This is a genomic window from Kribbella monticola (genome assembly GCF_003261635.1).
Taxonomy (GTDB): Bacteria; Actinomycetota; Actinomycetes; order Propionibacteriales; family Kribbellaceae; genus Kribbella; species Kribbella monticola.
This window is the reverse complement of record NZ_QFXK01000031.1, coordinates 486189-505718: the sequence shown is the minus strand read 5'-3', so window position 1 is coordinate 505718 and position 19530 is coordinate 486189. Positions and strand designations below refer to the sequence as shown.

The following is a 19530-nucleotide window of genomic DNA, read 5'->3' as shown; positions in this document are numbered from 1 at the left end:
GGGTGGCCGCGGACGTGGAGAACCCCGGGTCCCGGCCGGGCAGCGGGTGGGGACCCGGGGTGGTCAACGCGTCAGGTGCTCAGGCACCAGTTGTTCGGCACGACCTGATCGGGGCTGGGTCGTCGGATTTCAGTTGAACGGGTCGAGGGTGATGTACGCCGTTTGCGGGTTGCCGTCGTGGACCAGGGCCTCGTGGTTGCCGACGTCGTCGAAGGCGAACCCGTACGCCTTGCCGTCGGCCATCTGGGCGTGGATCTTGCGCGAGTAGTGGTTGGTGACGTTGTCGAGGTAGAAGCCTGAGTCGTTCGCGTCGGGCTGGTTGGGGTTGGTCAGCAACGTGGACCGGTTGTAGCCAGCGCACAGCGTGCGGGAGATCGGTCCGCGGACGAGATCGTTGGGCGCGTCGAGCAGGCCCGCGCAGCCGAAGATGCTGGCCGAGTTGGGCTTCTGGAACGACGTGACGACCTGGCCGGCGCTGTTGGTGAAGTTCATGACGTTGCCGGAGACGCGGCCGAAGTACTTGGTGTTCGGCTGATCGCCGAACGGGGTGACGGTGAGCGTCTGCGAGCTGTACTTCGACCAGACCCGGTTGACGTAGTCGTCCATCACGGTCGCGGGCAACGCGCCGATCTCCACGCCGTACGTCGGCGCCAGCGCGCGCAGTACCCGTCCGTCGGGTGCTGTCTGGATCAGGTTTGCCCAGCCACCCGGCTGGCCGCGGAGGGCGTTGAAGAAGTTGTTGTACCCGCCGGGCTTCAGGTGACCCGTGCTCAGGGTGTTGCCGTTGCCTTGGAGTACGCCGACGGCGTACGGCACCGAGAACATGTCGACCTGGGTGCTGTTGATCCAGAGACCGGAGTCGTTCAGCGTGTACTCGGTCCAGCTGAAGAGAATGTTGCGGTTCGGGTCGCTCGGGTTCTGGACCGCGGGCTGCACCAGGCCGCCGGTCGTCAGCTTGAAGACCAGCTTCTGGCCGTAGGAGAAGTAGACCCGGCCGGAGAACTTCGGCATCTGGATCGTGATCGAGCCGCCGTTGCCGGGGCCGGCGATCGAGGCGTCCGGCGCCGGGGTCGGCGGGTTGCCGCCGGCGGGCCAGGCGTGGAAGGTGCCGCTTGCGTCGGCCCAGCCCTGCTGGCCGGTGGTCAGGTTGGTGCCGAGGTTGTAGATGTAGACCGGATCACCGCGGCCGGAGCTGTTGGTGATCTTGAGCGGAATGGTCGGCGGCACGGCGTTGGCAGGGCCCGCCATGGTGGCGATAAGGCCCGCGGCGACAGTGGCCGCGGCGGCGAGGGCCGCCGTCAGCTTGCGATTGATACGCACAACTCCTCCTCAGGTTTGTCCCATGCGAGAGGAAGGCGGAGCACCGGCAAGCTCGCCGAACGACTGCGCTACCAGGCCGCAGCAGTTCCGCGGGCAGACGGCCCGAACACTGCGCGGACCTGGATCACCCGGTGCCCACTGCTCAGCCGGTGAGGGACGGTGGAATCACCGGTGAGTGAGAGCGCTCTCATACTTGGGCGAGCGCGCTGGGATTGTCAATGCCGCACCTGTGGCGGAAACCCGACGCCTCCCGACAGGCGGTTGTGCTCAGCCGGTTTGGGAGTCGAGGTCGGGGAGGGGGGAGTCGGTTCGGGGGCTTGCGGGGGCGGGGCGGGGAAGGTCGGTTTGTGGGGTTGCGGGGTTGAGGCCTGGGGAGGGGCGCGGGGTGCGGTCGATCAGTGGGCCCTGGACCCAGCGGCGGGTTTGGTCTTCGGTTTCGGCTTCTTCCAGGGCCAGCAGCTCGGGGGCGGTGAGGGGGCGGACTGAAGCTTCGATCGCCTCCATTGCGACCAGTTCTGCCTCGGTGACGTGCAGGTCGCGGAGTTTGCGGGCGGTGGTGAAGACGCGGCTCTCGAACGAGCCGACCGTGCGGTTGTACGCGTCCACGGCCGAGGTCAGCGACCGGCCGACGCGCCCGAGATGGTCGCCCATCGTGCTGAGCCGCTCGTACAGCTCGCGGCCGAGCTCGAACACCTGCTGAGCGGACTCGGTCAGCGCGGACTGGTTCCACGCATAGGCGGCCGCGCGCAACGTCGCGATCAGCGTTGTCGGCGTCGCCAGGATCACGCGGCGCTCGGCGGCGTACTCCAGCAGGGACGGCTCGATATCCAGCGCGGCGGACAGGAACGACTCACCGGGCACGAACAGGATGACGAACTCGGGCGTCGACGGCAGTCTCGACCAGTACGCCTTGGCCGACAGTTGGTCGACATGCGTCCGCAGATGTCGTGCGTGTGCCCGCAGCCGCTCCTCGCGGAAGTCCGGGTCCTCGCTCTCGGCGGCCTCCAGGAACGCGGCCAGCGGAACCTTGGAGTCGACGACGAGATTCTTCCCCTCGGCGAGCCTGACCACCATGTCCGGGCGAAGCAGTCCGTCGTCGGTCACCGTCGACGTCTGTTCGGTGAAGTCGCAATGCGCGACCATGCCGGCCAGCTCGACGGTCCGCTTCAGATGCAGCTCGCCCCAGCGCCCTCGCACCTGAGGTTTTCGTAGCGCTGTCGACAATGACGCGGTCTCGCGACGCAGCGCCTCGCCGCTCATCCGTACTTCGTTCACCTGCTGGTGGAGCTGGCTCTGCCAGGCCGCTCGGCCTTTCTCCAATTGGTTCAGCTGCGCATGCAGGCGGTCCAGCGACTCCTTCACGACGGCCTGGCCCGACATCTGCTGGCCGACCGAATGCCGCTCCTGGGTCAGCTCGACGACCCGGTCCTCGGCGGCGTCGCGCTCGGCGGTGATCCGGGCGAGCTCGGCGCCGTCGCGTCCACGGGACCAGAGCACCCCGAACACCGCGCCGAGCAGCAGCCCGACCGCGAGGAACAGGAGCACCATGAGCAACGTCGTACCGGTCATGTCACAGACAGTGGCAGACGCCGCCGACAGTTTCCGTGAGCAACAGTCGGCAGCGCCTGATTTTCCGGATCAGCAGTCCATCGCGGCGAAGGTGTAGCCCTGGGCCTTCAGCGTTTGCAGGGCCCTGTCGAGCGCGGTGACGGTCTCACTGCGGTCGCCACCGCCGTCGTGCATCAAGATGATGTTGCGCCGGTGGGCGTTGTGCAGGATGTTGCTGACGATCGCGTTGACACCCGGCCGGGCCCAGTCCCGCGGGTCGACGTCCCAGAGCACCTGGGTCATTCCCGCGGCCTTGATGTCCGCCCGCACCCGCGGGTTCGACGCGCCGTACGGCGGCCGGAAGCATTTCGACTGCGGGCCGTCGAAGATCTCGTGGTGCCGCCTGGCTGCGGAGATCGCGGTCAGCTGCGGGTGCGTGATCGAGTGGCTGCCGATGGTGTTGCCTGCGGCAAGTACTTGCTCACGCAGCCCCGGGTGGGCGGCCTGCATGGCACCGAGTTCGAAGAAGGTCGCGTGCGCGTTGTACTTCTGCAGCACAGTAAGGATCTTCGGCGTCCAGACCGGGTCCGGGCCGTCGTCGAAGCTGAAGAACAACACCTTCTTGTTGCCGGCGGCAGCGGCGGCTGTCGGGTCCGCGGCAGGGCTGCCGGCATTGTTGTCCGGCGTCTTGCTCGGTGTGCCGGTCGGCTCGTCGGTCGGTTCGTCCGTGGGCGTTGTGGTGGGCGTCACGCTCGACGTGGTGCTGGCGGCCGACGTCGGCTTCGGCGGACTCTCGTGGACCAGCGCCATCGCGATCAGTGAACCGACGACCAGGGCGGCCGCTGCGGCGGTGGCGAAGACGGCAGCAAGCTTTCTGGACATGACGATGCTCCTTGTGGATCAGGCGGATGTTCCCCAGTGCTCCCCCTCAGGAGCTGTCATAGGAAGAGACGCCCGAACTCCTGATCTGGTTGGCATCGCGATCGTGCGAGCAGATCTCGGCAGCCGGCGGAGCAGAAGTCTCTCTCCGGTCACACTTCACGGTTTCGCTTGCGACCGGTCGGCGCGCTCGGTAGATCTCTTGCTCAGGGAGGGGGGATGGATCCGAAGGTGGTGTTCGAGACAGATCGGCTGCTCGTCCGCGACTGGGCCGAGGGTGACGGCGACCGCGTGTTCGATATCTACCGGCGCTGGGAGGTGGCCCGCTGGCTCGGTGCCGATCCGCGGGTGATGGCGGACCGCGACACGGCCGGCCGGGCGATCGAACGCTGGAACGAGCGCAACAAAGATGCCGTGTTCGGGGTCTGGGCAGTCGAGGAGAAGTTGTCGGGCGTCGTGGCGGGGACGGTGTTGCTGGTTCCGTTGCCCGAGCCGGCTGACTCTCCAGGCGCAGGTGAGGTCGAGGTGGGGTGGCACTTCCACCCTGACGCGTGGGGGCGCGGCCTGGCGACCGAGTCGGCGCGGGGAGCCATCAGGCACGGTCTGCGGTCGGGGATCGGGGAGATCTACGCAGTCGTGCGGCCTGGCAACATCGCGTCGTTGGCCGTGTGCGGACGGTTGGGAATGCGCCCGCTGGGCCTCACCAGTCGCTGGTACGGCGCCGAGCTGGAGTCCTTTGTGATCTGATTCCGTAGTACGGGCTGGATTTCCAGGGCACGCGGGTGCCTGGTTCGCAGTACGGGATGGGTTTCGTGTACTGCGGATGCGCGGCGGCGGGTGGTTCGCGGTACGTGGCGGTGGTCGGCGGATTGGGGTACGGCGGGGTGAGCCGCGTACTCTTGTCGCCCGTGGCACTCACCATCGGAATCGTCGGGCTCCCCAACGCGGGCAAGTCCACGCTCTTCAACGCGCTGACCAAGAACAACGTGCTCGCGGCGAACTACCCGTTCGCCACGATCGAGCCCAACGTCGGTGTGGTCGGCGTGCCGGACGCGCGACTCGGCAAGCTCGCCGAGATCTTCGGCTCGGCCAAGATCCTGCCGGCCACGGTGCAGTTCGTCGACATCGCCGGCATCGTCCGCGGCGCGTCCGAGGGGGAGGGGCTGGGGAACAAGTTCCTCAGCCACATCCGCGAGTCCGACGCGATCTGCCAGGTCACCCGGGTGTTCCGCGACGACGACGTCACCCACGTCGACGGCAAGGTCTCGCCGGCCGACGACATCTCCACGATTCAGACCGAGCTGATCCTGGCCGACCTGCAGACCGTCGAGAAGGCGATCCCGCGGCTGGAGAAGGAAGCGCGACTGAAGAAGGAGAGTGTCGCCGTACTGGAAGCGGTCCGGGAAGCGCAGAAGCACCTGGAGGCCGGTACGCCGATCAGCGCCACCAACGTCGATCGGGCCGCGATCCGCGAGCTGATGCTGATGACGGCCAAGCCTTATCTGTTCGTCTTCAACTGTGACGCCGACGAACTGGCCGACGAGTCGCTGAAGCAGCAGATGCGCGACCTGGTGGCACCGGCCGAGGCGATCTTCCTGGACGCCAAGTTCGAGGCCGAACTGGTCGAACTCGGCGACGAGGACGAGGCCCGCGAGATGCTCACCGAGATGGGCGTCGAGGAGCCCGGCCTGGACACCCTGGCCCGGGTCGGCTTCGAAACCCTCGGCCTGCAGACGTACCTGACGGCCGGCCCGAAGGAATCCCGCGCCTGGACCATCAAGAAGGGCGCCACCGCCCCCGAAGCCGCCGGCGTCATCCACACCGACTTCCAGCGCGGCTTCATCAAAGCCGAAATCGTCTCCTTCGACGACCTCGTAGCCGCCGGCTCCATGACCGCCGCCAAGTCCGCAGGCAAAGTCCGCATCGAAGGCAAGGACTACATCATGGCGGACGGCGACGTCGTGGAGTTCCGCTTCAACGTCTAAAGAAGAAAAAAGACGGTTTGCGGGAAGGCGACGGCGACGTCGTGGAGTTCTGCTTCAACGTCTGAGCGGGTGCTGGTCCAAGGTCAGCCTTCCGGCAGGCGCTCGGTCAGCTCGGCGAGGAAACTCCGGGCTTCATCTTGTGCCGGATCGTCGGCCGGTGCGCGATTGAGTGCGCCCTGGAGGACCTTGGCAGCCTGGGCTACGTCGCCTTTGCTGTCCGCGAGCACAACCGCGTTCTGAACGGCCGCGCCCAACCGGCTGACTTCGGCCGGCGAGGTCTCTGTGCTGCCGTCGCGGAAGAAGCGAAGCCAGTTGCCTGCCGGGTCGACGAGGCTGAAGCCGCTCCGCCCGTCGGCGTTCTTTCGCTGGCGCGGCCGCGTGATCCGAGGGAAATCCTTGACCGGCAGGCGGCCGTACGCCTCGCGCAGTCCTGCGGCGAACTCCTCCCAGATCTGGCCGGTGTCATCGACGATCACGAGGCAGGAGCTGTGCGAGGACTCTGGTGTGTGGCCGTCCAGGCCGTAGTACTGCAGGTCGAAGCCGTGACCGTTGAGGGCGAGGCACGCGTACGGTCGGAGCTGGCGGTAGGTGGTGCGGAATCCCAGGGCGGCGAAGAACGTCTCGATCTCGTCGATGTCGGCGCAAGGCAGCAAGGGGATAGTGCGGGGATTGGGCATCGAAACATTCTACGCTCGGCTACTCAGACGCCAATTGACGTTGGTTGGCGACATGACTGGGTGGAGTTCCGCTTCAACGTCTGAAAAGAAAAGAGTGTTGCGGGAAGGCGACGGCGACGTCGTGGAGTTCCGCTTCAGCGTCTGAGCGTTGTGCGTGGGACGCTGTGATGGTGGTTGTTGTCGCTCAGGTCAACTTCATCGTCGCGGATCTTGAACGCAGCCGTGCGTTCTATGAGCGCCTTGGAGTGTTGTTTCGCGCTCGGAATCGGCAGGGGAACGGCGACGCAGAGGCGTGGGTGTCGACGAACACCGGAGTCACCATCGTGTTGCATTCGACGGCATTCGCTGCCTGGTGGGACGAAACTGCGCCGCAACCGTCCTCGGGTGGCTCGCAACTGGATCTCGAACTCGAATCGGAAGAGCAACTCGACCACGTCATCGCCGAACTGGTCGCAACCGGCGCGCCCGTCGTCAAACCGCCGACCCTCATGCCCTGGGGCCAGCGCTTCGCGATCGTTCTCGACCCCGACGGTCACCGCATCGGCCTCAAGGCCCCCGCACGATAAACGACTTTGTGGAGCTTCGCGCATTGGTGGAGTTGCGGTTTTCTCCTGCCACGGCGTGTTGAAGTTGTGCGCGGCGGCGAAGGAGATGTCTCAGGTAGGCACGTCGACGGTCAGTCCGGCCGCCTGGGCAGCATCGGCGAGGCGTTTGTCGTACGTGATGAATGACGTGAGCTGCGGGCGGAGGCGGAGAGCTGTTGCGAGATGTATGGCGTCGAGGCTCCGGACTGTTACCGGTTTCACGGTCTGGGCGATAATGCGAACCCCTGCGTCCAGTTCCACCAGCTCGATCAGGTCGAGGACGGGATGGAGTCGAGCGACAGCTCCTGGGGCATACCGTGCCAGCGCACGCGACGACTCGATCTCCGCCAGGACCGAACTGGTCCACCCGATGTCCGCTCGTTCGTCGAGCCAGTCGCGCAGAGCCTGCGTTTCGCTCTCGGCGTGGACGAGTTTCACGATGGCGGCCGAGTCGAGGTAGATCATCCGCGGTCGTCCTCGCGGTCGCGGCTGATCTCGGCGGCGATGTCGATGCCGTCGGGTTCCCCGAGCGGCATCCGCAGTACCTCGCGTCGCATCGCCGCAGCCCGTTCCTTGCGCAGTGCCGCTTCCAGCACGGCTTGGCGGATCGCCGCTGACCGGGAGCTGCCGTCATGGGTCAGAACATCCAAGGCGTGCTCGGTCTCCGCATCGGTGCGGATCGTGATGGTGTCAGCCATGCAGTCAGCGTAAGACACTATGTCTTACGCAACAAGGTCTCTGTGTTTGCCGCCTGCGGAAAGTCGGTTGGTGGGGAAGGGGCGGCGGAATAGGTTCGGGGGATGGTTGATGCGTTGTTCGGGGATCGGCGGTTGGTGGGGGTTTATGACGCGTTGGAGGAGGGGCGGGGGGATTTGGAGGTGTATGTGGGGATGGTGGGGGAGTTTGGGGCTCGGTCGGTGCTGGACGTGGGGTGTGGGACGGGGGAGTTGGCGAGGCTGTTGGTAGCGGCTGGGGTCGAGGTGGTGGGGGTGGATCCGGCGTTGGCTTCGTTGGAGGTGGCGCGGGGGAAGGTGGGGGCTGAGAAGGTTCGGTGGATTCATGGGGATGCGACCGGGTTGCCGCCGTTGCAGGTGGAGATGGCGGTGATGACTGGGAACGTGGCGCAGGTGTTTCTCACCGATGAGGAGTGGATGGCGACGCTGTACGGCGTACGGGCGGCGCTGGTGCCGGGTGGGCGGTTTGTGTTTGAGACAAGGGATCCAAAGCGGCGGGCGTGGTTGGAGTGGAATCGCGAGGCGACGTACAAGCGCATCGACGTACCGGGTGTCGGCCACGTGGAGAATTGGACCGACTTGCTCGAGGTGAATGAGCCCTTCGTGACGTTCCGGTCGACGTACGTGTTCGAGTCGGACGGAGCGCGGATGACGTCGGAGTCGACGCTGCGGTTCCGGAGTCGTGCCGAGGTCGAGGAGTCGTTGAGCGAAGCCGGGTTCGCGGTTACCGACATACGGGATGCACCCGATCGCCCAGGCAAGGAGTTCGTCTTTGTGGCTGAGGTTGCTTGAGGGTGGTGCGGCCAGGGTGCCGGGGCAGGGGAATGTGGCTCACCCGGCACCCTGACCTGTCAGGGGAGGCCGCGAATGTGCGGTGTGGCGGCGCGGGCGAGTGCGGGTGGCAAGGAGTGGGCGACTGCGCCTGTGAGGTGGCTGTCGCGATTGGTGCCGGTGGGCTCGGGGCCGTGGAATCTACTGTACGGCGAGGGACAAACGGCGGCGGTCCGGTTTACGGAGCTGCGACGGGCTGGGCACGGTCGGTGGCGAGCTTGATCGCGAACGCGGCCAGGGCGGTGCCGGTGAGGTAGCGGTGGATACGGGACCACAGGGGCCTGCGGGTGAAGAAGGTGGCGACGGATCCGGCGGTGATGACGAACACGGCGTTCATGATGACGCCGACGGCCAATTGGGTGAGGCCGAGAAGAAGGCTCTGGGTGCCGACGTGCCCGCGGGCGGGGTCGACGAACTGGGGGAGCAGCGAGATGTAGAGGATCGCGATCTTCGGGTTGAGGATGCAGGTCAGCAGACCCATGCCGAAGAGCTTGCGGGGGCGATCGGGGGTGAGCGCCTCCGGGGTGAACGCCGAGCTGCCGCCGGGACGGAGAGCGCCCCAGGCGAGCCAGAGCAGGTAGGCGGCGCCGGCGAGCTTGAGCGTCACGTAGATCTCGGGGACCAGCGCGAAGAGGGTCGCGAGGCCGGCGGTCGCGGCGAGGAGGTAGGCGAGGAAGCCGACGCCCACTCCGGCGAGCGATGTCAGGCCGGCGCGTCGTCCTTGGGTGACGGAGCGGGAGACGAGGTAGATCATGTTCGGTCCCGGCACGATCACCAGACCCAGCTCTACCAACGCGATTCCTGCCAGTGCCTCACTGCTGACCAGCATGTCGGCCATCCCTCCCCGAGCTGTCGGAGCCTTGAAACTAACAGGCACCGAGCCCGCGCCGGAGACATTTTTCCTACGGTGAGATGGCGATGGCGGGGGCGACGCGAGCCGAGCCGATACCGCGGTCGGGCTTGCCGAGGCGGAACCGCACACGTCCCTTGAGCACGGTGCCGGATTCGGCCAGGCCGTCGACCAGCGGCTCGCCGGGGAACAGCGTGAACGTCCAGCGCTCGTTGAGTTCGCAGTCCGGCGGCGTTCGGCCGCACTGCAGGACCCGGGCTCCCCAGACCTGGCGCGTCATCAGTCGACGAGTGTCTTGGCCGAAGATGGTGAAGTCCTCCGCTGGAGCGCCGGCCACCTGGTAATAGCTGCCGAGTGCGGGGCCGTAGTCGCCCACGACTCCGGCCACCATCGTCCAGTCGCGCTCGGCGGTGCTGAGCAGAGTTCCGGCCGGCAACCGTTCGTCGTACACATCGCCGGATTCCGCGCCGGCCTGATCAGCTCGTACTGCGGCCGGCATCGCCCCGCGGGTGTCCAATGCCGAAGCTGCGGGCACCAGCACCACGCCGTACCGGACCTCGTCGGCGAATCGTGCCGAGCTGAACTGGTCGGTGAGTGCGCGAACGGCCTCCTCGGCGAACTGCCATTGGTCGGAGCGGAAGGCATCGTTAAGGTATTCGCGGTTGATCGAAGGCAGGCCGCTGGCTCGGACCTGCCCGGCGATCCCTTCGCACGTGCCCCACCCGCTCGCCAGCAGTCGCCGTACCTGGTCCTCCTGGAACGCTGTCATCAGGACGCACACAGTAGTGGCGGACGCCGACAGTTCCGCTCGCCAAGGTCCAGCCGGCATCGGCTGGGGAGGCCCCGCTGTAAATGGCTGGCGCTGGGGCGGTCACAATTGGTTGGCTAGAGCCTGTACGCCTGACGGTTTGTAAGGAGACGGTATGAGCGACAAGCCCAGCGAGCCGGCGCAGGACGATCTGCAGAAGAAGTTCCGTGAAGCACTTGCCAAGAAGAACGCCCACCACGAGGCGCACCCGGGAACCGGGCCGCGGCACGAGGGCGTCGGCGAGGCGCACAACGACAAGCAGAAGCGCCAGTTCCGGCGCAAGTCCGGCAGCTGATTTCGCCGCCCATCCATCCGTTCCGAGCCCCGGGTCACCGCCCGGGGCTCAACTTTTGCCCACCACAGCGATGAGTACGGCGGCGACGAGGAAGAGCCACCTGCCGGTACGCCGTACGCGGGCTCGACTTGTCGACATTGCTCCGGGCTGACCTCGCGCGGAGTCGGAGGCTCAGGTGAGGGCCTCGGCGGTGAGGAGGTCGGTGAGGCGGGTCAGTTGGAGTTCCCAGCCCTGCAGGTGGCCGGCGGCGTCGTCGGCGGTGGCCAGCGCGGTGTGGCTGAGCAGGAGGTGGGTGCCGCCGTCGACCTCGGAGAGTTCGACGCGGACCTGGGAGATGTCGTCGCCGCCGTCGTCCCACTTCCAGGTGAAGGTGAGCAGGCGCGGCGGGTCGACCTCGAGATAGGTGCCCCGGACAACATACGGGCCCATGATCACGACGTACTCGCCGCCGATGCGTACGTCGGCCTCGACCTGCAGCTCGTGACTCGGGTTCGGGCAGTACCAGCGGGTCAGCAGCTCGGGGCGCGACCAGGCGTCGTACACCCGGCCGATCGTTGCCGGAAGCACCCTTTCGATCCGGACGTCAGTGCTCATCATCGCTCCCTCGCAACAGGTCTTCCAGCCGGTCGATGGTCGTGTTCCAGTACGTCGTGAGGTCGCCGAGCCACGTCTGTACTTCGGTGAACGCCTCGGGGCGCAGCGAACAGACCACCGTCCGCCCGACTTTCCGGCGGCTCACCAACCCGGCATCGACCAGCACCCCGACGTGCTTGGTCATCGCGGGCAGGCTCACTCGGTGAGGCGCCGCGAGCTCGCCCATCGTCGCCTCGCCGCGGCTCAGCCGAGTCACCACGGCCAGCCGCGTGCCGTCTCCGAGAGCTGCAAACGTCGTCGCCAACACCAGGACACTTCACCATCTGGTGAAGTGTCCTGTCAATCGCCTGTGCCGAAGCCGGCGTACCGACGGACAGGAGGTACGGCCTGAAAATGCCCGGGCGGCCTCCGCTTGAGGGTGGTATTCAGGTGACCGGCCTGACACCTCCTGTCCGTCGGTACGCCGTACCGCGGGATGCTGGTGCCCCTTGTTGGTCGCGAGGGTGGGGTGGTTTTCAGAGCAGGTCCGTGAGGAGGGCGGCGGCGGTCTGGGCGGCGGTGGTGGGGACGGGGAGGTAGTCGACGTCGGTGATCAACAGCTTGGCGAGGGTTTCGGCGAGGGTGGTGGGAGTGCAGGCCGAGTAGGGCACGAGGTGGCCGGCGTTGTGGCGGTTCAGCCGGGCAGGGACGTGGAAGGTCTGCTCGAAGTGGTGCTGGAGTGGGACGTAGATGAAGGGCACCCGGGCGGCGGTGAGTTCCATGCAGGTGGTGAGGCCGCCCTGGGTGATCGCGACGTCCGCGGCGGCCAGGTGGTGGTGAAGGTTCGGCAGATAGCCGTGAATGGTTGCCCCGGGCATCGAAGGCAGCGTCGACGGGTCGATGCGAGGTCCGGTGACGACGACGAAGTGCAGGCCGGGAACGGCTCGCCGCGCGACCGGGATAGCGTCTAAAACCCTTTGCAGCAAGGATTTTCCAACACCCGAGCCGCCGACGGTGACCAGGCAGAGCTTGGCGTCGGGCGGGTAGCCGAGCCGGGCACGGAGAGCCGTGCGGTCGGCGGTCTCCGCGGGGTCGAAGCCGGTGATGTACCCGGTGAAGTCGAAGTTCTGCGCCGTCCACGACCGGATCGACGGCAACCCCGGACCGAAGGTGTCCTCGACGATGTCGTCCGGGTCGCCGATGAAGAGGGAGCGATCACGGAGCCGGCGGAAGCGGGCCCGTTGCTCGAGCATCTCCGCGTTGTAGTCCGCGGTCAGCGCAGCTTCGGCAGGGCCGCCCGAAGGAAGCGGCAGCCAACCGACGAAGTCCGTCAGCCAGGCATAGGCGAAACGCTTCAGCTCCGGGTTCTCGTGCAGGAAGTAGTCGACGTCCCAGGCCTCGTCGCCGATCACCAGGTCGTAGGGCCGGTCGTCGACCACATCGGTGAAGGTGAGGAAGTTCGCGACCAGGATCTCGTCCATCCGCCGGATCGCCTGGAACGCGTGCAGGTCGTGCTCGTCGGCCTCGAACTCGATGTGGCTCGACTCGTTCAGCAGGTACGCCGATGCCGGGTGCACCGATTCGCCCGCATCGGCCAGGACTCGCGTGACCGGGTGCTGGGCGAGCCAGTCGATCTCGAGTCCGGGATTCCGCATCCGCAGTTCGCGCGCGATCGCGAGATCCCGGCGGGCGTGGCCGAGGCCGATCGGCGAGGACAGATAGAGCACCCGCTTCGGGCGATTCGAGGCGCGCACCAACGTACGCCGTACCGGTTGTGGTGGGGTGACACCTGAAACGAAGTCCTTGAGCAGGCGGTTCACCAGCACCGGGTCGCGGGCGTTCGGGGCGTGTCCGCCGCCTTCGACGGTGATCAGCGAACCACCCGTCTGGTCGGCCAGCGCGACACCTTCGGCCAGGGGGCGAATCTTGTCGTCGGAGCCGTGCACCACCAGGACCGGACAGGACATCGCCGGTACGCCGGGAACGCGATCCTGGCGGGCCGCCTCGGTGTCGACCAGCCGCTCGGGGCTGATCTCGTGGCCCCAGCCGACGGCGTCCTCGATCTGCTTGGTGGAGTGCGGTTCGGGGAACATCTGCGCGAAGAAGAAGCGCAGGAAATCGTCGTACCCGCCCTCTGTCCAGTAGTGCTTGTTGTACTTCGCCCACCCGTCGGTTGTGTCGTGCCGCTCGTTCCACGACCAGCGGATGCGTTCCTCCTGTGCCGGTACGAGCCCGGCGGCCGAGCCGATGCACACAACACCGAGCACCTGATCGGGGAGTTGATGGGCGACTTGCAACGCCCACGGCACGCCACGGGAGAGCGACACCAGAACGCAGGTGCCGGTCCTCGTGGCGGCCAGTACGGCGAGGGTGTCCGCGACGAACTCGCTGTCCGCGTACGCCGCGGCGCCTGCGGGTGCACTCGACTCGCCCGACCCGCGGCCGTCGAACGTCACGACCCGGAAGTGCTTGGCCAGGTACGGCACCTGCGCCTTCCAGATCCGCGACGGCACGATCGACCAGGTCGGCAAGAACACCACCGTCGGAGCTGCAACATCTGTTGCCGCAACATCCGCTGCAGCAACATTTGTTGCATCCTCGGCTGTCGCGTGAAGGCCGGAGTGGACCTTGTAGGCGATCGTCACCCCGTCGCGCTCGACCGTCCCCTCCTGGTCGGCCGGGCGCGCTGGGCGTTGCGGCTTCGAAGTCATCTGCGAGCCCCCTCGCGAGCACTGTCTCAGGGGCGGACTTCGTACACCAGGTTGAACGGCGTCTCGGCGGCGACCCGGAACCGGGTGAAACCGGCCGCCGTGGTGACGTCGCGGATCCTGGCCGGCCCGGCCTGAGTGCCGAGCGCCAGGCCGACATCCTGCGACAGCGATCCCGGCGTACAGAGCAGCGTGGAGAAGCCGTAGTACGCGCGGCCGACCGGGTTCAGGTTGTCCTCGACGCGGTCGCCGGCCATCGGTTCGACGACCATCCAGGTGCCGTCCTCGGCGAGCGACTCGCGGACCCGGCGCGCGGCGCCGACCGGGTCGCCCATGTCGTGCAACGCGTCGAACGTCGTCACCAGGTCGTACCCGGTCCCGCTGTACGCCGTCGCCGGCGCCACCTCGAACGTCACGTCGGCTCCGGCTTCGGCGGCGCGCTTCCGGGCGACCTCGATCGACGCCGGGTGGTAGTCGAAGCCGAGGAACGTCGACTGCGGAAACGCCTTCGCCATCAGGATCGTCGAGGCGCCGTGACCGCAGCCGATGTCGGCCACCTTGGCGCCGCGGTCGAGTTTGCCGACGACGTCGGTCAACGCAGGCAGCCAACTGGTCAGCAGATTCGCGTTGTAGCCGGGCCGGAAGAAGCGCTCGCAACCGTCGTGAACATCGGTGTCCTGCTCGTGCCAGCCGATGCCGGCACCGCTGCGAGCGGCGTCGATCGTCTGCGTGGTGTTGTGGACGGTGCCGAGCGCGATCTGGAAGAAGCCGGGCAGGAACGCCGGGCTGCTCTCGTCGGTGAGTGCGATCGCGTGCTCGGGCGGCAGGACGTACCGGCCGTCGTCGTACTCGACGAAACCACCCGCGGCCTGCGCGTTCAGCCACTCGCGGGTGTAGTGCTCGCTGGTCTGTGTGCGCTCGGCCAGCTCTGCCGGTGTCAGCGGACCGGCGCCCGCGAGCGCGCGGTAGTAGCCGAGCTTGTCGCCCATCACCACCAGGCCCGCGTTGAGCGTCGCCCCCACCTCGTCCACCGCGCGGAACACGAACGCCATCAACTTGTCGCCGTCGATCTGTTGTTCGACCGTGGTCATTGTCGATTCCCCTCCCTGGGACTCATTGCGCTCGACCGTAGAAGCGCCCGGCCCCCAGTCGCATCAGGTGACCCACCTAGTCCCGGGGGCTGGTGCGACGGGGGAGTGGCGTGCAGACTGCGGGGATGCTGATCGGGCGGGAGACCGAACGGCGGGTGATCGAGCGGCTGGTCGCGGGGGCGCGGGTCGGCACCAGTGGAGTGCTGCTGATCACCGGGGAGCCGGGGATCGGGAAGTCGGCGTTGATGGCCGAAGCGGTGACACTCGCCGACGGCCTCCGCGTACTCCGGGCCCGCGGTACCGAGGCCGAACGCGAGATCCCGTTCGGCGGCCTGCTCCAGCTACTCCGGCCGGCGCTCGGCGAACTCGCTCACATCCCTGCACCACAACGGGATGCGCTGGCGGCGGCCCTCGCGCTCAGCCCCGGCGCCGCGGCCGACAGGTTCGCGGTCGGCGCCGCCACCTTGAGCCTGATCTGCCGGTACGCCGAATCCGCGCCGGTCGCGATCCTCGTCGACGACGCGCAGCTGCTCGACCGGCCGTCCGCCGAGGCGCTGCTGTTCGCCGCCCGCCGGTTGCTCGCGGACCCGATCGTCCTGCTGGTCGCCGCGCGTGCCGGCGAACCGCACCCGCTGGCCGATGCGGATCTGCCCAGGCTCGAACTCACCGGCATCGATCTCCCAGCCGCTCAGCGCATTATCGGCGGACTGCCGGTCGATCTCGTGGCCCAGTTGCATCGTCGCGTCGCGGGCAATCCCTTGGCGTTGCTGGAACTGGCGAACGATCCGGAACAGTTGCACCGGCTGCCGCCCGGCCGGCCGATTCTGGTCCCGGCCTTGTTGGCGGACGCCTTTGCTGTAAGGGCATCCCGGCTCAGTCCCGCTGCCCGTACGGCGTTGCTCGTGGCCTCCGTGGAGGACGGCGAACTGGGCGTGATCGCGAGGGCCTGCGACGAGCTCGGTGTCGACGTGGCCGCGTTGGCAGAGGCGGAGCAGGCAACCCTCGTGGTGATCGGAGACGGCCGGGTCGAGTTCCGGCATCCCCTGGTCAGGTCGGCGATCTATGCGAGCGCGGAGCCGGCGCAACGGCGTACGGTGCATCAAGCGGTGGCCGCGATCTTGGGGCCGCACGAAGCCGACCGGCGGGCCTGGCATCTCTCGGAGACTGTGCTCGGGGAGAGCGACGAGGTCGCCGCGGCACTCCAGCTCGCGGGCGATCATGCAGCTGAGCGCGGTGCACACGCGGTCGCCGCGACTGCCTTTGAACGGGCGGCCAGATTGACCGAACACGCCCAGGAACGCGCGGCTCGACTGGTCGCTGCCGGGCAGGCGGCCTGGTTCGCGGGGATGCCGGACCGGGGCGACAGCCTGCTCGGTGAGGCGCTGGCGTTCGAGCCGCCGGCGGCGACCACGACCTGGGCGCACGAGTTGCGTGCCGACATCGCGGTGAAGTGCGGATCGCCTGCCCGGGCGCGCGACATCCTGCTTGCCGCGGCGGACGAGACGACCGATCCGGAGGCCGCCGTCGGACTGCTGAGCGATGCGGTCAACGCCTGCTTCCGGCTGGGCGACGCGGCCGGCGCGCTGCAGGCCGCCGACGGCATCGATCGATTGCTGGAGGCAACTGATCGGCCGGGTGTCCGGATTCTCGGGCTGCTGGCCAGCGGCAGCGCCAAGATTCTGGCCGGGCGGCCCGGGACCGAGCAGATCCGGGAAGCCATCAGGCTGGAACCGTCCGCCGCCCTGGATCGCGATCGGCGCCGGCAGATCTGGATGACGCTCGCGCCGCTCTTCCTGCGCGAAGCCGGAACGGGTCGTGCGTTGCTCGAGCAGGCGATGCGTGAGCGGCGGGACCAGGTCGCGGTCGGGACGCTGCCCGCCCTGTTGATGCACCTCGCCCGTGATGAGGCGACGACCGACCGCTGGGCGGATGCGGCCGCGGCGTACGACGAGGGGATCAGGCTGTCCCGCGAGACCGGGCAGACCACCGAGTTGGCGATCTGCCTGGCCGGGCAGGCGTGGCTGTCCGCGCATCGCGGCCGGGCCGAGGAGTGCCGCTCGCTGGCGACCGAAGCGATCGGGATCTGCACCGAACGGCAGATCCATATCGGCCGGGCCTGGGCGTTGTTCGCGCTGGGCGATCTCGAGCTCGGCCAGGGCAATCCGGCCGGTGCCCTCGCGTCGTACGAGCAGCTGGCGGAAGTGCTTGATTCGCTGGGGTTGCTGGACCCCGATCTGTCGCCCGCGCCGGAGATGGTCGAAGTCTATCTGCGGCTCGGCCGGACGGAGGACGCGGTCGCCGTCGCGCGCGAGTTCGCCGTACTGGCCGAGGGCAAGGGGCAGCCGTGGGCGCTGGGCCGGTCGGCGCGGGCTCGTGGTCTGGTCGAGGAGGACGAGCGGTTCTTCGAAGAGGCGCTCGGTTGGCATCAGCGGACGCTCGACGTGTTCGAGACGGCGCGGACCAGGCTCGCCTACGGCGGTTGGCTGCGGCGGGCCCGGCGGAGAGTCGATGCGCGTGCCCAACTTCGGCTGGCGGTCAGTGACTTCGATCGGCTGGGTGCGCCGGGCTGGGCCGATCTGGCCGCGGCCGAACTGAAGGCGACCGGCGAGACCGCCCGCCGCCGCGAGCCGTCGACCGCGGACCAGCTCACCCCGCAGGAACGCCAGATCGCGATGCTGCTGGTGGACGGCGAGAGTATCCGGTCCGCGGCGGCGAGGTTGTTCCTCAGCCCGAAGACGGTCGAGTACCACCTGCGCAAGGTCTACGCGAAGCTCGGCATCCACTCGCGAACGGAATTGGCCAGGCAGCTCGGCCCCGGGAATCCGTAGGCTGGCCGGCATGACTTCGCCGATCAGCGAAACCAGTGAGACGACCTCCCTGTGGAGCTCCGCCGAATGGTTCTCGGACGCTGCGAACTGGCTCGACGAACAGTTGACGGCTGCCGGCATCAAGCGGGTCGGTGAGGTGACCCAGCCGCGGTTGAAGCCGTGGGGGACCGTACTGCGGGCCGACACCGAGCGCGGTGCGGTGTGGCTGAAGGCCCCGGCTCCGGAGATGGTCTTCGAAGTACCGCTGTATCGCTTGCTGGCGTCCGTGGTGCCGCAGTGGGTGCTCGACCCAATTGCCGTGGACGTCGATCGCGGCTGGGTCCTGCTGCCCGACGGCGGTCCGACTCTGCGGGAGCGACTCGGTGAGCCGTCCGGGTGGTCCGAGGCGCTGGTGAGCGTGCTTCCGCAGTACGGGCAGTTGCAGCTCGACCTGATGCCGCATGCCGAGGATCTCCTCGCGGCCGGAGTCACCGATATGCGTGCGACGGTGATGCCGCAGCGGTTGGACGAAGCGCTGGAGATCACCGGCCGGTACGCCGCCGCGTCGGGGAGCGAGGTCGCCAAGGAGCAGCACGCGTGGGTCAGCGGGCAGCGGGCCGAGTTCGCCGCGCGCTGCGCCGACCTGCCCGACCGGGCCAGCCTGGATCACAACGACCTGCACACGAACAACGTCCTCGGCGGCCCGGCCGGCTCGGTCAAGTTCTACGACTGGGGCGACAGCGTGCTCGCGCACCCGTTCTCCAGCATGCTGGTCGCACTCGGCTCGCTGGCGCGCTGGCTCGAGGTCGACCCCGGCGACGAACTCGTACGCCGTCCGCGCGACGCCTATCTCGAGGTGTTCGGCGACCCGGCCGGCCTGCTCGCCGAACTCGACCTCGCCTGCTGGATCGGCAAGGTCGCCCGGGCGCTGGTGTGGGATCGGGCACTGCGCCGCGAGCCCGGGGAGTTCGCCGGCGCCCCACTGGAAACTCTGGCCTCCCTGCGGATGAATTCCTGGCTCGGTTCCGCCTGAGCGGCACTCGCCGATTGGGTTCGTGTTGACACCGGATGAGAGGCTCGGTGCGTGACACAGTTGATGGAGGTCGTTCGGCACCTGTTGAGTGTGGCGATGGCCTCGCACTGGCTGCTGCTCATTCTCTTCGTGGCCGCCGCGGTCGATGCGGTGTTCCCGATCGTGCCCAGTGAGGGCATGGTCGTCACCGCCGGGATGGCGGCCGCCGCGGGTCACCAGAACCTGCTGCTGGTGATCGTGGTCGCGATGGTCGGCTCGGTGATCGGCGAATCGGTCTGCTACCTGCTCGGTCGCGGTTCCGGTCCGGCGCTGCGGCGCTGGATGCGACGGCAGGACGCGCGGCAGGCGATGTACGAGAAGGTCTCGCATGCGTTGCACACGCGGGGTGGGCTGGTGTTGATGACCGTCCGCTACATCCCTGGTGCGCGGATGGTGGCGACGCTGACCGCCGGCGCCACGGCGTACTCGTTCCGCAAGTTCATCGTCTTCACGATCGCGGGCGTGACGATCGCCTACACGTACGTCGCGTTGCTCGGCTACATCGGCGGCGACGCGTTCGCGCACGACTCGCTGAAGGCGCTCGCGTTCAGCCTCGGGCTGGCGTTCCTGATCGGTCTGGTGCTGGAGACGTCGCGCCGGATCGCCGGGCGCCGCAAAGCCGCCAAGGTCACGGCCGGGTAACGATCGAACGTTCGCTTTCCCCGCAAGGGTGTGTCCTGGGCCAACCAGGTCGCCCGGGCGTGCGTCAGTAGAGGCGTGGTGAGGCGAAGGATCGGCGTACTGATCGGCGCGGTGGTGGTTGCCGCG

General features: G+C 67.8%; 20 protein-coding genes. 8 read left to right on the top strand and 12 right to left on the bottom strand.

All coding sequences use genetic code 11. The annotated features are described in order from the left end of the window. Positions 1-129: 129 nt before the first annotated feature. From DIZ26_RS21805 to DIZ26_RS21795, 3 genes are all read right to left on the bottom strand, one after another. The gene (locus DIZ26_RS21805; RefSeq protein WP_112244309.1) at positions 130-1320 is read right to left on the bottom strand and encodes a glycoside hydrolase family 64 protein; all 1191 of its coding nucleotides are present in this window, start codon (positions 1318-1320) and stop codon (positions 130-132) included. A gap of 267 nt (positions 1321-1587) precedes the next feature. Next, positions 1588-2889, bottom strand: a complete 1302-nt coding sequence (locus tag DIZ26_RS21800) for a DNA recombination protein RmuC (RefSeq protein WP_232828503.1) — start codon at positions 2887-2889, stop codon at positions 1588-1590. Positions 2890-2958: 69 nt separating this feature from the next. Then, positions 2959-3750: a polysaccharide deacetylase family protein gene (locus DIZ26_RS21795; protein ID WP_112244307.1), complete on the bottom strand. Its 792-nt coding sequence runs from the start codon at positions 3748-3750 to the stop codon at positions 2959-2961. A 216-nt stretch (positions 3751-3966) separates the two neighbouring features. Between DIZ26_RS21795 and DIZ26_RS21790 the strand changes: the two genes are divergently transcribed. Together DIZ26_RS21790 and ychF are read left to right on the top strand one after the other, a co-directional pair. Then, on the top strand, positions 3967-4494 hold the full coding sequence (locus DIZ26_RS21790) for a GNAT family N-acetyltransferase (protein ID WP_112244305.1): 528 nt from the start codon (positions 3967-3969) through the stop codon (positions 4492-4494). 161 nt (positions 4495-4655) lie between these two features. Next, entirely contained in the window at positions 4656-5732 is a 1077-nt protein-coding gene (gene ychF / locus DIZ26_RS21785; RefSeq protein WP_112244519.1) for a redox-regulated ATPase YchF, read from the top strand. Between the two features lie 83 nt (positions 5733-5815). Here ychF and DIZ26_RS21780 read toward each other — a convergent pair whose 3' ends face one another. Then, positions 5816-6409 carry a VOC family protein gene (locus DIZ26_RS21780; RefSeq protein WP_157979775.1) on the bottom strand — a complete coding sequence of 198 codons (594 nt, stop codon included), beginning with the start codon at positions 6407-6409 and terminating at the stop codon, positions 5816-5818. A 167-nt stretch (positions 6410-6576) separates the two neighbouring features. Here DIZ26_RS21780 and DIZ26_RS21775 point away from each other — a divergent pair, with 167 nt between their 5' ends. Continuing rightward, positions 6577-6975 (top strand): VOC family protein, encoded by a 399-nt coding sequence (locus tag DIZ26_RS21775; RefSeq protein WP_112244301.1) that lies wholly within the window; start codon positions 6577-6579, stop codon positions 6973-6975. 90 nt (positions 6976-7065) lie between these two features. On the opposite strand, the gene DIZ26_RS21770 is transcribed toward DIZ26_RS21775, so the two are convergent. Together DIZ26_RS21770 and DIZ26_RS21765 are read right to left on the bottom strand one after the other, a co-directional pair. Then, complete coding sequence (locus DIZ26_RS21770; protein ID WP_112244299.1) at positions 7066-7458, bottom strand: type II toxin-antitoxin system VapC family toxin; 393 nt, start codon at positions 7456-7458, stop codon at positions 7066-7068. After that, positions 7455-7691: a hypothetical protein gene (locus DIZ26_RS21765; protein WP_112244297.1), complete on the bottom strand. Its 237-nt coding sequence runs from the start codon at positions 7689-7691 to the stop codon at positions 7455-7457. The genes DIZ26_RS21770 and DIZ26_RS21765 overlap by 4 nt, the downstream gene beginning before the upstream one ends. A gap of 102 nt (positions 7692-7793) precedes the next feature. Between DIZ26_RS21765 and DIZ26_RS21760 the strand changes: the two genes are divergently transcribed. Continuing rightward, complete coding sequence (locus tag DIZ26_RS21760; protein WP_112244295.1) at positions 7794-8519, top strand: class I SAM-dependent methyltransferase; 726 nt, start codon at positions 7794-7796, stop codon at positions 8517-8519. A gap of 217 nt (positions 8520-8736) precedes the next feature. Here DIZ26_RS21760 and DIZ26_RS21755 read toward each other — a convergent pair whose 3' ends face one another. Then, complete coding sequence (locus DIZ26_RS21755) at positions 8737-9387, bottom strand: LysE family translocator (protein ID WP_198676205.1); 651 nt, start codon at positions 9385-9387, stop codon at positions 8737-8739. Positions 9388-9460: 73 nt separating this feature from the next. Continuing rightward, positions 9461-10177 (bottom strand): hypothetical protein, encoded by a 717-nt coding sequence (locus tag DIZ26_RS21750; RefSeq protein WP_112244293.1) that lies wholly within the window; start codon positions 10175-10177, stop codon positions 9461-9463. A gap of 154 nt (positions 10178-10331) precedes the next feature. On the opposite strand from DIZ26_RS21750, the gene DIZ26_RS21745 reads away from it, so the two are divergent. Further along, positions 10332-10511, top strand: coding sequence for a DUF5302 domain-containing protein (locus DIZ26_RS21745; protein WP_112244291.1), 180 nt, complete (start codon positions 10332-10334; stop codon positions 10509-10511). 171 nt (positions 10512-10682) lie between these two features. Here the strand turns inward: DIZ26_RS21745 and DIZ26_RS21740 are convergent, their stop codons facing one another. From DIZ26_RS21740 to DIZ26_RS21725, 4 genes are all read right to left on the bottom strand, one after another. Further along, positions 10683-11105: an SRPBCC family protein gene (locus tag DIZ26_RS21740; protein ID WP_112244289.1), complete on the bottom strand. Its 423-nt coding sequence runs from the start codon at positions 11103-11105 to the stop codon at positions 10683-10685. Further along, positions 11095-11412 (bottom strand): ArsR/SmtB family transcription factor, encoded by a 318-nt coding sequence (locus DIZ26_RS21735; RefSeq protein WP_112244287.1) that lies wholly within the window; start codon positions 11410-11412, stop codon positions 11095-11097. Before DIZ26_RS21735 ends, DIZ26_RS21740 begins: the two co-directional genes overlap by 11 nt. A gap of 208 nt (positions 11413-11620) precedes the next feature. Further along, positions 11621-13795 (bottom strand): alpha/beta fold hydrolase, encoded by a 2175-nt coding sequence (locus DIZ26_RS21730; protein WP_112244285.1) that lies wholly within the window; start codon positions 13793-13795, stop codon positions 11621-11623. Positions 13796-13821: 26 nt separating this feature from the next. Beyond that, positions 13822-14883, bottom strand: coding sequence for a class I SAM-dependent methyltransferase (locus DIZ26_RS21725; protein WP_112244284.1), 1062 nt, complete (start codon positions 14881-14883; stop codon positions 13822-13824). Positions 14884-15008: 125 nt separating this feature from the next. Here DIZ26_RS21725 and DIZ26_RS21720 point away from each other — a divergent pair, with 125 nt between their 5' ends. From DIZ26_RS21720 to DIZ26_RS21710, 3 genes are read left to right on the top strand one after another with little or no spacing between them, the layout of a single operon-like run. Beyond that, entirely contained in the window at positions 15009-17711 is a 2703-nt protein-coding gene (locus DIZ26_RS21720) for an AAA family ATPase (RefSeq protein ID WP_112244282.1), read from the top strand. A gap of 10 nt (positions 17712-17721) precedes the next feature. Beyond that, positions 17722-18723 carry an aminoglycoside phosphotransferase family protein gene (locus tag DIZ26_RS21715; RefSeq protein ID WP_112244280.1) on the top strand — a complete coding sequence of 334 codons (1002 nt, stop codon included), beginning with the start codon at positions 17722-17724 and terminating at the stop codon, positions 18721-18723. 51 nt (positions 18724-18774) lie between these two features. Continuing rightward, positions 18775-19404 carry a DedA family protein gene (locus tag DIZ26_RS21710; RefSeq protein WP_166678670.1) on the top strand — a complete coding sequence of 210 codons (630 nt, stop codon included), beginning with the start codon at positions 18775-18777 and terminating at the stop codon, positions 19402-19404. Positions 19405-19530: the final 126 nt, after the last annotated feature.